The following is a 15,194-nucleotide window of genomic DNA, read 5'->3' on the forward strand; positions in this document are numbered from 1 at the left end:
GGGACTGGTCATGAAACAGCTGCTGCTCGACTTCCTCTGGTCCCACCTGCGCACGCTCGGCGCGTTCCGCGCCTCCGGGCAGACCCCGGAGGCCGCACGGGAGTCGGCGGGCCTCGCGCCGGGCTACGGCGCCTGGTTCGACGAATGCCTGCGCGTCTTCGAGGCGGCGGGCCGCCTCGAACGACGGGACGGCAGGATCCTGCTCGACGACACCGCGCGGGGCCGGCCGATCGATGAACTGTGGCGCGAGTGGGAGAGGGAGAAGCCCGTATGGCGGGAGAACCCCGACCTCGCGGCCACCCACGAACTGGTGGAGACCACCCTGCGGGCCTTCCCCGACATCCTCAGCGGACGGCGACCGGCCACCGAGGTCCTCTTCCCCGGAGGCTCGCTGGACCTGGTGCAGAACGCCTACGCGACCAACCCGGCGTCGGCCTACTTCAACCAGGTGCTGGCCGCCGACCTGGTGGCGCGGCTGCGACGGCGCTCACAGGACCGGACCGCGGATCCCGCGCGGATCCTGGAGATCGGCGCCGGCACGGGTGCCACCAGCGCCGTCGTCCTGGAGGCGCTGCGGTCCGCGCGCATCGATGTGCGCGAGTACCGCTACACCGATCTGTCGAGGGCCTTCCTGAACCACGCGGAGCATGCGTTCGGCGCCGAGAACCCCTGGCTGACCTACGGAATCCTGGACATCGAGCGGCCGGTGGCGGAGCAGGGACTCACCCCCGGCGCGTACGACGCCGTGGTCGCCGCCAACGTCCTGCACGCCACCCGGGACATCCGCCACACCCTGCGCAACGCCAAGGCGCTCCTCCGGCCCGGCGGACTGCTGGTCCTCAACGAGCTGACCGCCAACAACCTGCTCAGCCAGTTCTCGTTCGGCCTCCTCGACGGATGGTGGCGGTACGAGGACCCGCACCTGCGTGTCCAGGGCAGCCCCCTGCTCTCGACGGCCGGTTGGCGGCACGTCCTGACACGGGAGGGGTTCCACGCGATCGCCCTGCCCGCGCGGGAAGCCGAGGACCTGGGACAGCAGATCATCGTGGCCGAGAGCGACGGCGTCGTACGGCGGGCGACGGCCGCACCGCGCCCGTCCCCGCCGCAGGCGACGCCGGTGCGCGAGAGTCCGCCGCGGGCCGCCGCCGGTCACGGCGCCGGGGGCGAACCCGGAGACCGGCTGCCCGCCCACATCGAGGCGGTCGCGCTCGACGTGCTGGCGGAGGCGCTGGACATCCCGCGGACGAGGATCGGCCGGGACGAGCCCTTCTCGAACTACGGGCTCGATTCGATCTTCGCGGTGAACGTGGCCCGTACCCTCGGCGCGACGCTGGGCCTCGACCTCGACATCACGGTGCTGTTCGAGCACAACACCCTCGCCGAACTGGGCGGATTCATCGTCTCCGAGTACGCCGAGGAACTGCGGGACGTGCTTCCGCCGGAGCCCGCGGCACCGGACCGGACACCCGGCCCCGTGCCGCCTCGGCCGGAGCCCGACGGACCGGCGCTCGACGGCATGGCGATCGTCGGCATGTCCGCCCGCTTCCCCGGGGCCGACGACGTCGACGCGTTCTGGCGGAACGTCGAGGAAGGCCGGCGGAGCATCACCGCACCGCCCCAGAAGCGTGCGGACTGGGCGGTCCACGGCGACGGGGCGGCCGATCTGCGGGGCGGATTCCTCGACGGGGTGCACGAATTCGACCCGCTTTTCTTCCGCATGTCGATGACCGAGGCGCGCCAGGTGACGCCGGAGCTGCGCCTCTTACTGATGACAGCGTGGAACGCCGTCGAGGACGCGGGCTACCGGCCGGCCGAGCTGCGGAACCGGCCCACGGGCGTGTTCGTCGCCACGACGCAGAGCGAGTACCGGCCCGCGGCCACGGATCTGATGAGCCTGCCCTCGCCCGCGATGGTGCCCAACCGGATCTCGTACCTGCTCGACCTCGACGGCCCCAGCGAGCAGTGCGACACGACCTGCTCGTCCTCCTTCGTGGCCCTGCACCGCGCGATCCGGTCCATCCGCGACGGCGAGTGCGAGCAGGCGATCGTCGGCGGGGTGAACCTGGTGATGTCGCCCGCGGGCTTCGGCGGGATGCGGGCCGCGGGGATGCTCAGCCCGCGCGGCGACGTCCGGCCGTTCCAGCAGGGCGCCGACGGTACGGCGCGCAGCGAGGGCGTCGCCGCCGTACTGATCAAGCCGCTGCGCCGGGCCCTGGAGGACGGGGACTTCGTCCACTGCGTCGTGCGCGGCACCGGCGTGGCCCACGGCGGCAGGGGGGTGTCCTTCACGGCACCGAACATCAGGGGCATGAAGACGGCCGTCGCGCACGCCTACGCGGACGCCGCGATCGATCCGGGCTCCGTCGAGTACATCGAGACCCACGGCATGAGCTCGACGCTGGCGGACAGCGCGGAGCTGGCGGCGCTCGGCGCCGGGTTCCGCGAGGACGGCAGCGAGGACGTGACGTACCTGGGCAACGTGAAGCCCTGCATCGGGCACACGGAGGTGGTCTCCGGGCTGGCCGCGCTGGTGAAGACCGCACAGGCGATGCGGCACGGCGTGATCCCGGCGATCCCCGGCTTCGAGGAACTGCACCGCGACCTCTCCCTCAAGGGGACGAGGCTGCGCGTCGCCGAACGCAACCTGCCCTGGCCCGGGCGGACCGACGACGTCGGCCGGCCGCTGCCGCGCCGCGCGGCCCTGCACAGCTTCGGGATCGGCGGCGTGAACGCGCATGTCGTGCTGGAGCGGCACACCGCCCCCGAGCACCCGGACGACGACCAGGGCGCGCAGGTCCTCGTGCTCTCGGCGCGGGGCGCCGACGCTCTGCGCGAGCGGGCCCGCCGCCTGCTCCACCGGCTCGCCGGAGCGGATCCGCGCTCCTGGGCGGACATCGCGTACACCCTGCAGATCGGCCGGGAGGCGATGAGCTGCCGGCTGGCGTTCGTCGCGCGGAGCACCGACGAGGCCGCCCGCCTGCTGGGCGGCTGGCTCGACGGCGACCCGGACACCCTCGCCCGTGTGGCGTACGCCGACGGCGTCGAGCCGGCCGCGGGCGCCGGGCACGCCGGGACGCCCACGCGACTCGACGACCTGGCGGAACACTGGGTCGCGGGCACCTTCACCGACTGGGACCAGGTGCACCGCGGCGTCCGACGCCGGCGGATCGCCCTGCCCGGCTACCCCTTCGCCCGTCTGACGTGTTTCGCCGAGCAGGCGCCGGGACCGGGCACCGAGCACACGCCGCTGGACGGCGACCCGCACACGGGCGTCGGCCCTCCGGACGGCGAAGCCTTCGTCGCCGACCTCGTCGCCTCGGTGCTGGGCCTGGAGCGCCACGAGATCGACGGCACGAGATCGCTCGCCGACTACGGTCTCAACTCCCTGCTCCTCGTCGCGATGCTGGGCCGGATCGGCCAGGTGTTCCCGGGCTTCCGGCCCGAATGGTGGCAGCCGCACGACACGTTGGACGAGGTGGTCGCGAGGCTGCCCGAGGCGGCGGCGCGCTCCCCGCGCGGTCCGGCCCCGGAGCTGGTGCGCCTCAACGGGGCGACCGCGGGCAGGCCGGTGTTCTGGATCCACGGCGCCCTGGCCGGCGTCGAGTCCTACCGCACGATCGCCGAGCGCGTCGACCGCCCGTTCTACGGCATCCAGGCCCGTGGCCTGCTCACCGAGGACGCGCCGATCGAGGGCGTCACGGCGATGGCCGAGCACTACACCGAGGCCATCCGCTCGGTGCAGCCCGAAGGGCCGTACGACGTCGGCGGATTCTGCCTCGGCGGCATCATCGCCTACGAGGTGACCCGGCTGTTGCAGGCGCGGGGCCAGGAGGTGGCCTCGCTGACGATGGTGGACTCGCCGGACGAGACCGGCCTGGCGAAGTCGAACGCGAACGGGTTCCAGTCAGCACGGAGCGCGGCTCTCCAGGTCGTCAACTCCCTGCTCTGGCCGGCCGGGGAGAAGGACCCGGCGGTCCTGCGCGCCCGTCTCGTCCACCGGGACGAGGTCGCGGAGGAGGACCTGGACGAGGACGCGTTCGTCCTGCGGCTCGCGGAGCTGGCGGCCGGACGCGGGCTCGCCATGAGACCCGCCCAGATCGCGCGGTTCACCAGACGGAACATGGCCATCCAGCTCGCCTACCGGCTCGGCGAGCACACCATCAGGCCGCTGCCGCGGCCAAGAGCCGTGGTGTGCACCTACTTCCGCAACCGGCGCGGGCTCTTCCTCGGCGAGGCCGAACCCTACTTCCAGGTCGCCGGCGAGACCTTCTCCCTCGACCACGTGAACTACCAGCAGGACTGGGGGCGCGAGATGCCGGACCTTCGCCTCGTGGAGATCGAGGCCGCGAACCACATGACGATCCTGAACGACGCGGAGCCGCTCGCCGCGATCGAGGAGACCTGCCTGGCGCTCTACGCGTCCGACGAGATCGGAGCCTCCCGTGGCTGACCAGACCGCCGCCCGGACCCACGGCCGCCACGAGCCGGTGGCCATCGTCGGCATCGGCTGCCGGCTGCCGGCAGCCGTCGAGGACCCGAACCAGCTCTGGCAGGCTCTGCTCACGGGTGTCGACGCGGTGCGTCAGGTGCCCGCCAACCGCTGGAACGCCTCCGCATGGGCCGAAGCGGAGGCATCCGGCCGGGCGGCGAACCGCAGGGGCGGATTCCTCGACGACGTCATGCGATTCGACGCGGAGCACTTCGGCATCCCACCGGCCGAGGCCCGGCAGATGGACCCGCAGCAGCGGATCGCCCTGGAGGTGGCGTACGCCGCCGTCGAGGACGCGCGGCGTTCCCCGGCCGGCCTCGGGGGCACACGCACCGGCGTCTTCATGGGGGCGATGTGGCAGGAGTACCCGCTGTTCACACAGGGCGCCGCCGAAGCGATCCACGCCCACTCGGCCATCGGCTGGGACAACTCGGTGATTCCCTCCCGCATCGCCTACGCGCTCGGGCTGCGCGGCCCCGCGATGGGCGTGGCGACCGCTTCGAGCTCCTCCCTGGTGGCGGTGCACCTGGCCGTACAGAGCCTGCGCTCCGGCGAGTCGGACTTCGCCCTCGCCGGCGGCGTCAATCTGATGCTGCATCCGAACACCTCGGTGGCCATGACGAAACTCGGCACGCAGAGCCCCGCCGGCCTGAGCCGGGCCTTCGACGGCGACGGCGACGGGTACGCCCGGGGCGAGGGCTGCGCGGTGGTCGTGCTGCGCCGGCTCTCCGACGCGCTCGCCGACGGCGACCGCGTCTACGCGCTGGTGCACGGCAGCGCCGTCAACAATGACGGCGCGACCGACGGACTGACCGCCCCCGGCCACGAGGCGCAGACGGAGGTGCTGCGGGCGGCGTGGGAGAACGCCGGCGTCGCGCCGCACGCGGTGTCGTACGTCGAGGCGCACGGCACCGGCACGCCCCTGGGCGACGTGACGGAGGCGGGCGCGCTCGGCACCGTGTTCGGGCCCGACCGGCCCGCGCCGCTGCGCATCGGCTCGGTGAAGACGAACTTCGGCCACCTGGAACCCGCGGCCGGCGTGCTCGGGCTCGTCAAGGCCGCGCTGGCGGTGCACCACGGCGTCATCCCGCCGAGCCTCCACTTCCGCACACCGAACCCGCGCATCGACTTCTCCGCCGAACGTCTGGACGTGGTCACCGAGGCGACCGCGTGGCCGGCCGGGCCGCGGTTCGCGGGGGTGAGCAGCTTCGGGTACGGCGGCACCAACGCGCATGTCGCCCTCGGCGAGGCGCCCGGGAGCGCACCGGTGCCGACCGCACCGCAAGCGGACGGTCCGGTCTGCCTGACGGTGTCCGGCACCGGCCCGCACGCCCTCGCGCGCAACGCCGCGCGGCTGGCGAACCACCTCGGGCGGTCCACCGGGGCGAGCCTGTCCGACGTCGCCCACTCGCTGGCGACGACCCGCACGCAGCACCCCGCCCGCGGCGTCGTGATCGCCGGCACGACGGACGAGGCGGTGGCCGGCCTGCGGGCGCTGGCCGCGGAAGAGAGCCACGGCGCGGTGGTGACGGGCACCGCTGCCGACCGTGGCCGCGTCGCGTTCGTCTTCCCCGGCCAGGGCGCCCAGTGGTGGGGGATGGGCCGGTCGCTGTGGGAGCAGAACGACGCGTTCCGCGAGGCCGTGACGGCCTGCGACGAGGCACTTGCCCCGCACACCGGGTTCTCGGTGGCCGCGGTCGTGCGGGGCGAGGACGCTCTCGCGCCTTCCTTCACGCGTACGGACGTGGTCCAGCCGGCGCTGTTCGCGATGTACGTGGGTCTCGCCGCCATGTGGCGCGCCTGGGGCGTCGAGCCCGCCGCGGTCGTCGGCCACAGCCAGGGCGAGGTGGCCGCGGCGGTCGTCAGCGGGGCGTTGAGCCTGGCGGACGGCGCTCGTGTCGTGGCGTCGCGCGCCCGGGCCGTGCAGGACCACGCCCCGGACGGGGCGATGGGGCTCGTGGAACGCCCGGTGGGCGAGGTCGTGGAGGAGCTGGCGGCCTACGGCGACGCGCTGTCCGTCGCGGTGGTGAACACCGCGCGCTCCACCGTCGTGGCCGGGGACGCCGACGCGTTGGACCGCTTCCTCGCGGGGATGGAGGCCACCGGCGCGTACTGCCAGCGGGTGGACGTGGACTACGCCTCGCACAGCCCGCACATGGATGTGCTGCTGCCCGCCCTGCGCGAGCGGCTCACCGGCCTCGCACCCGTGGAGCCCGGGATCGCCTTCTACTCGAGCGTCACGGGGGAGCGGGCGGACGGGTCCGAGCTCGACGGGGACTACTGGTGCCGCAACCTGCGCGAGCCGGTGCGGTTCGACCGCGCGCTGGAACGCCTGCGGGCGGACGGGTTCGGGACCTTCGTCGAGGTGAGTCCGCACCCGGTCCTCCAGATAGCCCTGGCGCAGGGCACCGAGGCCGACGGGAGCGCCGTCGTGGTGGGCAGCCTGCGCCGCGATCACGGCGGGATCGAGCAGGCGTTGCGGGCGCCGGCGGAGCTGCACGCCCACGGTGTCCCGATCCCGTGGCAGCGCGTCCTGCCGAACCCGGACCCGCGCAGGGCCGACCTTCCGACGTACGCGTTCGACCACCGCGGCTACTGGCTGGACGAGCACGACGACGTCGTCCCGGCCGTGAACGGCGCCGCGTGGCGCGAGGACGTACTGGCGCTCCCCGAAGCCGAGCGGCTGGGATCGCTGGTCACCCTCGTCACGGAGGAGGCGGCGGCCCTGCTCGGCCGGCCCGCCGAAGGGGTGAGCCCCGACCTGACGCTGCGCGAACAGGGTCTCGACTCCCTCATGGTGGTCGAGCTGCGCAACCGGATCGGCGCACGGACCCGGGTCCCCCTTCCCACCGTGCTCGCCTTCGACTACCCCACACCGCAAGCGATCGCGAGCCTGCTGCTGACCCACGTCGACGTGCGGTACGAGACCCCGGAAGCCGCGCCCGCCCTCGTCGCGGCGCCCGAGCCGCCCGACGACGACGATCCCGTCGCGATCGTGTCCATGGCCTGCCGGCTTCCGGACGGCATCGACACGCCCGAAGCGTTCTGGGAACTGCTCGTCGACGGCGGCGAAGCCTCCTCCCCGTTCCCGAGCCGCTGGGACGGGTGGGATCTCAGCACGATCGAGGAGGCGGAGCGCGCCGCCACCGGCCGGCGCTTCGAGCGCAGGGGCGGCTTCGTGCGCGACGTGGAGGACTTCGACGCCGGGTTCTTCGGGCTCAGCCCGAAGGAGGCGCTGTCCCTGGACCCGCAGCAGCGGCTCGTTCTGGAAGTCGTGTGGGAGGCGGTCGAGCGGGCCCACCTGCGCACCGCGTCGCTCGCGGGCAGCAACACCGGCGTCTATCTCGGCGCGATGAGTTCGGACTACGACGTCGCCCGGCGCTGGGACGTCGGGAGCAGCGACGGCTACAAGATCACGGGCAACGGATCGAGCCTGATCTCCGGCCGGGTCTCCTACACCCTCGGCCTGTCCGGGCCGGCGCTCACCGTCGACACCGCGTGCAGCTCGTCGCTCGTGGCGCTGCGCCTGGCGTGCGAGGCGCTGCGCAGCGGCGCGTGCGACCTGGCGCTCGCCGGCGGGGTGACCGTGATGAGCACCCCGCAGATCTTCGTCGAGTTCAGCCGTCTCAACGGGCTCGCGGCCGACGGGCGCTGCAAGAGTTTCGCCGACGACGCCGACGGCACGAGCTGGGCGGAGGGCTGCGGCGTGCTCGTGCTCAAGCGGCTCTCGGACGCGAGGCGCGACGGTGACCGTGTTCTGGCCCTCGTGCGGGGCACCGCCATGAACCAGGACGGCCGCAGCCAGGGCCTCACCGCGCCGAACGGCCTCGCGCAGCAGCGCGTGCTGCGCGAAGCCCTGGCCGACGGGGGGCTGACCCCGGCCGACATCGACGCCGTCGAGGCGCACGCCACGGGCACCGTGCTCGGTGACCCCATCGAGACCGGCGCCCTCGCCGCGGTGTTCTCGGGCCGCGTGCGGCCCTTGCACCTGGGCTCGGCCAAGTCCAACATCGGCCACGCCCAGGCGGCCTCCGGTGTCATCGGCGTCATCAAGATGGTGATGGCGCTCCAGCACGAGTGGCTGCCCCGCACCCTCCACGCGGAGAAGCCGAACACCCGGATCGACTGGAGCGGCGGGGAACTCGAGCTCCTGCGGCAGCCGAGACCGTGGCCGCGGACACGGCGGGTGCGTCGCGCCGGCATCAGCTCCTTCGGCATCAGCGGCACGAACACGCACGTCATCATCGAGGAAGCACCGCAGACCGCCGTCGAGGACCGGCCCGGCGACGACGTTCTCGTCCACCCGCTGGTGGTCTCGGGCACCGACGAGGCCGCTCTGCGCGCGCAGGCCCGGCACTGGGCCGAGTGGCTCGACGCCGGGCCCGCCGCGTCGATGCGCGACATCGCCCACACCTCCGCCGTCGGCCGTACGCACCTCGACGCCCGCGCCGTGGTCTTCGCGGCCGACGCCGCGCAGGCCGCGGCAGCCCTGCGTTCGGTCGAGCCCGTTCCCGGCACGGCACCGGGGAAGGTCGCCTTCGTCTTCGGCGGCCATGACGCGCGGCCGCCCGGGACGTGCCGTCCACTGCTGGAGCAGAGCGAGGTGTTCCGCGACGCCGTGGCGGTGTGCGACGCCGTCCTCGCGCCGTTGACCGGCTGGTCCGTGCTGAAGGTGTTGCGCGGCGAGGAGGACCGGAACGGTCCGGAGGTGCTGCCGTGCACGCTGTTCGCGACCTGCCTCGGACTCGCGGCGCTGTGGCGCGGCTGGGGCGTGGAGCCCGCGGCGGTGGTGGGCGACGCGCACGGCGAGGTCGCCGCCGCCGTGGTGAGCGGGGCGTTGAGCCTGGCGGACGGCGCCCGCGTCGTCGCCCTGCGAGCCCGCGCGCGCTCGGGGGACGCGGTCGACGGCGCGATCGCGGGGATGGTGGCTGCCCGCACGTCCATCCCCTTCCACGCGCGTCCGACGGGCGAGGCCGTACCGGGCCCGGAACTCGGCGGCGCCTACTGGCTCCGCGATCTGCCGGAGCCGGAGTCCAAGACCCTCGACCGCGCGCTGGAGCGGCTGCGCGGCGAGGGCTTCGGAGCCTTCGTCGAGATCGGCCCGCCCCCTCAGGGAGGTTCGGGCGGCGTGGACCAGCTCTGGCGCGCGGCCGCCACCTTGTTCGAGCGGGGCTTCCCGCTGGACTGGGAGCGGGTTCTCGGGTCCCGTGGCGCCCGCAAGGTGGACATCCCGACGTACGCGTTCCAACGCCGGCGCTTCTGGCTCGGCGAGCTTCCCTCCGGTCCCGCCGCGGTGACGGAGCGTCGATCCACGGTGGGCCACCCGTGGTTCGACGCGATCACGACCCTCGCGGGCGGCGGCGGCCACCTGTTCACCGGCCGGCTGTCGCTCGACGACAGCCCGTGGCTGGCCGATCACGTCGTCGGTGGGCAGGTCTACGTGCCGGGCGCCGGCCTGATCGACGCCGCGCTGTCAGCAGCCCGGACCGCGGGCGCCGACGCCCTGACCGACCTGACGCTGCTGGAGCCGGTCGTCCTCCTGCCGGGCCGCACGCTGCGGATCCAGGCCACCGTCGGCGATCCGGACCCGCACGGACGACGCCCCTTCGCCCTGCACACCCAGCCCGAGGACACGGACGATCCGCTGGTCTGGCAGCAGCACGTGACCGGGGAGTGCGTGACCCGCGCGGGCGCCGACGCCACGGTGCCGCCGGACCTCCACGACTGGCCGGTGCCCGACGCCCGCGCCCTCGACGTCGAAGCCTTCTACGAACGCGCCCTCGCCAACGGGCTCGCCTACGGCCCGGCGTTCCGGGGACTGCGCGAACTCTCCCGCCGCGACGGCCTCTACTACGCGCGGGTGTCCCTTCCCGGCGCGCTGGATCCGGGCGGCCACGGCCTGCATCCGTCGCTGTTCGACGCGGCACTCCAGGTCGTCGTCGCCGGTCTGATGGAGGAGGGCGCGGCTCCCGGGCCGCTCGTCCCGTTCATCTGGTCGGACGTCGAGCTGTTCCGTGCCGGGGGCAGAGAACTGGCCGTGCGCGTGTCGTACGAGCCCGGAGGGGACGAGGACCTCGCACCGGCCACCGTGTGGCTGGCCGACCCGGCAGGCCGGCCGGTGGCCCGGATCGGCGGGCTGAAGTTCCAGCCGGGCCGACGTCGCGGACACCCGTTCGCCGAGCACCTCTACCGCGTCGCCTTCGCACCCGTACACCCCCGGGCCGAGACCCCCGACTCCGCGGGCATCCTGGTGGTCGGCGACGCGGAACTGGGCGCGGGGCTCGGCGCCGACGTCGTACCCGACCTCGACGCCCTCGTGAAGCGGCTCGACGACCGGGCGGATACGCCTCGGCAGCTGCTGTTCGCACGGCCCGACCGCCCGTCCGCCCAGGAGGACGACGCGGAACGGAGCGCCGCCGAAACGCTGCGGACGCTCCAGCTGTGCCTCGGTGACGCCCGGCTCCAGAACACGGAGCTGGTCTGGATCACCCGGGACGCGGTGTCGTCGAGCCCCGACGACCAGGTGGGGAACTGGTCCCATGCCGCGGTGTGGGGCATGGTACGCACGGCCCGCACGGAGCAACCGGAGCGCGCCCTGCGCCTGATCGACCTCGATCCCGGTACCCCGGACCTGCCGCTCCTGGCCCGCGTGATCGGGACCGGCGGCGAGCCGGAGTGCGTACTGCGCGGCGGGACCGCCCACGTCCCACGGGCAAGGCCGACCGTCGAGCAGACCGACGCGCTCGTCCTGCCCGGCGAAGGCGGCTGGCACCTGCACCGGCGGGAGGACGGCCGGCCCGCCGTCACCGCCGCCACGCACGGCGGGGGCGAGCCGGAGCCGCTCGCGCCGTCGGACGTCCGCGTCGAGGTACGGGCCGCCGCCATGAGCCCGGAGCGGGCACAGGCCCTGGAGTTCACGGGAACCGTCATCGAGGTCGGCGGCGACGTCACCTCCGTACAGGCCGGTGACCGGGTCATGGGCCGTGCGGCGACCGCGCTCGGCAAGGAGATCCGCGTGGCGGGCGCCGGCCTCGGGCCGATGCCCGCGCACCTCACCTTCGCCCAGGCGGCCGCCGGCCCGTCCGCCTCCGCAGCGCCGCAGGACAAGGGGGCGTTCACCGCCTTCGACGTACGCGACGCGCCGTACGCCCTGCGCCACGCGCAGCGGAACGCCGCGCGGAAGACCGTACTGACCCTGCCACGCGCCCTCGACCCGGACGGCACGGTGCTGATCACCGGCGGCCTCGGTGAGCTGGGCGGCGCGCTCGCCGCCCACCTGGTCCGGGCGCACGGAGCGCGGCGGCTCGTCCTGCTGTCGCGGCGCGGTGGCAACGCTCCCGAAGCCGGCTCGTTCGCGCGAAAGCTCGAAGCCGCGGGCGCCGAGCGGGTGGACCTGGTCGCCGGCGATGTGGCGGACCGGGCCGCGGTGGCCGCGGTACTGGACGGGATCGACCCGGGCCATCCCCTCACGGCCGTGTTCCACCTCGCCGGCGTGCTCGACGACGGCCTGGTGGAGGGCTTCACCGCGGAGCGGCTGCACCGGGTCATGGCGCCCAAGGTCCAGGGCGCGCGCCTGCTCGACGAGTTGACCGAGCGGCTGGACCTGGCCGCGTTCGTCCTCTTCTCCTCGGCCGCCGGAACGCTGGGCACCGCGGGACAGAGCGGGTACGCGGCGGCCAACGCGACGCTGGACGCCCTGGCGGCCAACCGGCGCAAGCGCGGCCAGGCCGGACTCAGCCTCGCCTTCGGGCTCTGGGAACAGGCCGGAGTGGGCATGACCGCCCACCTCGGCAAGGGCGAACTGGGCCGCCTGCGGCGTCAGGGGATCGGCGCCCTGACCCTGGCCGAGGGACTGAACGCCCTGGATGTCGCCCTGGCGCGGCCCGAGACCCAGCTGCTGCCCGTCCACCTGGAGCTGGGGTCGCTGCGGCACGCGCTCGGCGACGCGGAAGCGCCCCCGCTGCTGCGCGACATGCTGCGGCGCACGACCGAAGGGCCCCGTGCCGAAGCCACCGGGACCGCGCCGTCGCTCGACGCGCGGATGGCGGGCGCCTCCGAGGCCGAACGACCGGCTCTGCTGCTGGAGCTCGTCCGCAGCGAAGCCGCCGACGTGCTCGGCCTGCCCGGACCCGACAGCGTGCCGGCCGACCGGGCACTGCGTTCCCTGGGGATCGACTCGCTCACCATGGTCCAGTTGCGCAAGCGCCTCGCCAAGCGGCTGAACACCACCCTGCCCGCCACCCTGGTGTTCGACTACCCGACCGCCCAGGCCATCGCCGGACTCCTGATCCACGACACCACCGCTCCGAGAGGGAACGAGAAGTGAAGACAGAGGCCCTGTTCATCGCGGGTACCGCGACCTGCCTGCCTCCGGCGACCAAGGTCGAACAAGCCGTCCTCGAAGGCCGGTTCGACGCCCAGGACGCCGAGGACACGCAGCTCGAGTCGGTCTGCGAGGCCACGGACGAAGCACCGCCCGAGATGGCGGTGGCCGCGGCCAGGGACGCCCTGGAAAGGTCGGGCCACCGGGCCGAGGACATCGCGCTGCTGCTGCACGCCTGTGTGTACTTCCAAGGCCTGGAGCTCTACCCGACGGCCTCCTACATCCACCGCGAAGTGCTCGGGGACCATTCGGCGCTCGCCTTCGAGGTCAAGAACGCTTCCAACGGCTGCATGACCGCGCTGGACCTGGCGGCCCGCTCCCTCGCGGCCACCGACGACGTCGCGGCGCTGGTGACCACCGCCGACAAGGTGAGTCCGCCGGCCATCGACCGCTGGAACAGCGACATCGGCATCGTCCCCGGCGACGGTGCGTCGGCGATGGTGCTCAGCAAGAGGTCCGGCTTCGCCCAGGTGCTGAGCACCTCCACGGTGTCGGACCCCACCCTGGAGCGCCTGCACCGCGGCGACGCGCCCTTCACACCCCACCACGACCCCACGCTCCCCATCGACCTGCGGCTGCGCAAACTGCAGTACCTGGGAGACGTGGAGCTCGACGAGTTCACCCGCCGCTTCCGGGCCGGCCTCCGCGACTGCGTCGACCGGGCCCTGCGCGACGCGGACACCCGCCCGGGCGACATCGCCCGGTTCGTCGTCCCGCACTTCGGACGCATCGTGCTGCAGCGCGAGGTCCTCGCCGCACTCGACATCGACCTCGATCTCACCACCTGGTCCTGGGGCCGCACCGTCGGCCACCTCGGCGCGGGCGACCAGATCGCCGGACTGAACCACCTCGTGGAGGAGCGCGCCGTCGACGCCGGCGACCTCGTCATGCTGCTCGGCGTCGGCGCCGGCTTCACCTGGACGTGCGCCGTGGTCCGGATCACCGAGATCCCCCGGTGGCCGGCGCAGCCGGGCGGACTCGGCCTCGGGGGCGGGCGGATCTGATGCGCTGCTACGTCTTCCCGGGACAGGGCACCCAGAAGAAGGGGATGGGGCGGAGCCTGTTCACCCGGTTCCCCGACCTCCGGCGCCGCGCCGACCGGGTGCTCGGATACCCGATCGAGGAACTCTGCCTGGAGAACCCGGAACGCCGGCTGTCGGAGACCGCCTACGCGCAGCCCGCGATCTACGTGGTCAACGCGCTGCACTGGGCCGCGGCGCAGGAGGACCTCCCGGCCGCCGACTTCTTCGCGGGCCACAGCCTCGGCGAGTACAGCGCGCTGTACGCGGCCGGCGCCTTCGACTTCGCAACCGGCCTGGCGCTGGTGCGGAGCCGCGCGGAACTGATGAGCCGGATCAGCGGCGGTGCCATGGCCGCGATCGTCGGCGTCTCCGAGCAGATCGTCGAGGAGACCCTGGAACGGCACGGTGCCAACGGCGTCGTCATCGCCAACCACAACGCGCCCGAGCAGTTCGTGCTCGCCGGCAGCCGCGAAGAACTGGCCCGGCTCAGGCCCGTCTTCGAGAAGATGGAGGGAGTCCGGGGCTTCGTTCCGGTCCGCGTCAGCGGACCCTTCCACGCGCCGGCGATGGCCCCGGCCGCCGAGCGCTTCCGCTCCGTGCTGGCCGCGGTCGACGTGGGCCGACTGCGCACACCGGTCGTCTCCAACGTGACCGGACGGCCGTTCGGCCCCGATGCGCGGGAGGTCCGGGACCTGCTCGCCGAACAGATCGCCCGGCCCGTCCGCTGGAGCGACTCCATCCGGTATCTGCGGGACGCGGGCGTGTCGGACTTCACGGAACTGGGCGAGTCGAAGGTGCTCACCTCGCTCATCGACCGGATCACCACCGCGCGAGAGGCCGCGCCCGACCCGCGCCGCGACCTGATCGAGCGGATCAGGCGCGAGATCCTCCAGCCGGAGATCGGTGACGAGGCGCTGGGCTTCGACGAGGACGCGTCGTTCCGGCAGCTCGGCCTGAACTCCATCATCTACGTGCGCCTGGCCCGCCGGGCCGGGAAGGTGTTCGACGTCGCGGTCAAGCCGGACGTCATCTTCCAGCACCGCTCCTGCGCCGCCCTGGCGGACTACCTCCTGACCCGCGACGACGTCGCCCGAACCGCGGTGCCGCAGGCCCCACCAGCGGCGCCCGACGCCCCACCCGCGCCCTTGGGCGAGTACCGGGACGAACGGGTGGCGGCCCTGCTGCACGACTGCGCGAACGGAACCCTCAGCGTGGACCGGACCGTCGAGGCGATCCGCGCGCTCGCCTGACGGGCGCCGCGTGCGCCGCTGTGCCGCACAGCCGCCGGGGCCGGGTGCGA

At 73.7% G+C, this 15,194-nt stretch carries 4 protein-coding genes; all 4 read left to right on the forward strand.

All coding sequences use genetic code 11. The annotated features are described in order from the left end of the window. Window positions 1-10 precede the first annotated feature (10 nt). The 4 genes from DTB53_RS25175 to fabD are packed head-to-tail and all read left to right on the forward strand — an operon-like array spanning window position 11 to window position 15,144. Window positions 11-4,450, forward strand: a complete 4,440-nt coding sequence (locus DTB53_RS25175; RefSeq protein ID WP_012382207.1) for a beta-ketoacyl synthase N-terminal-like domain-containing protein — start codon at window positions 11-13, stop codon at window positions 4,448-4,450. Further along, window positions 4,443-12,815 (forward strand): type I polyketide synthase, encoded by an 8,373-nt coding sequence (locus DTB53_RS25180; RefSeq protein ID WP_012382208.1) that lies wholly within the window; start codon window positions 4,443-4,445, stop codon window positions 12,813-12,815. The genes DTB53_RS25175 and DTB53_RS25180 overlap by 8 nt, the downstream gene beginning before the upstream one ends. Then, complete coding sequence (locus DTB53_RS25185) at window positions 12,812-13,876, forward strand: ketoacyl-ACP synthase III family protein (protein WP_003971099.1); 1,065 nt, start codon at window positions 12,812-12,814, stop codon at window positions 13,874-13,876. Before DTB53_RS25180 ends, DTB53_RS25185 begins: the two co-directional genes overlap by 4 nt. Further along, window positions 13,876-15,144 carry an ACP S-malonyltransferase gene (fabD, locus tag DTB53_RS25190; protein ID WP_012382209.1) on the forward strand — a complete coding sequence of 423 codons (1,269 nt, stop codon included), beginning with the start codon at window positions 13,876-13,878 and terminating at the stop codon, window positions 15,142-15,144. The genes DTB53_RS25185 and fabD overlap by 1 nt, the downstream gene beginning before the upstream one ends. Window positions 15,145-15,194 lie beyond the last annotated feature (50 nt).

It is taken from the genome of Streptomyces griseus, from assembly GCF_900460065.1.
GTDB classification, from domain to species: domain Bacteria; phylum Actinomycetota; class Actinomycetes; order Streptomycetales; family Streptomycetaceae; genus Streptomyces; species Streptomyces griseus.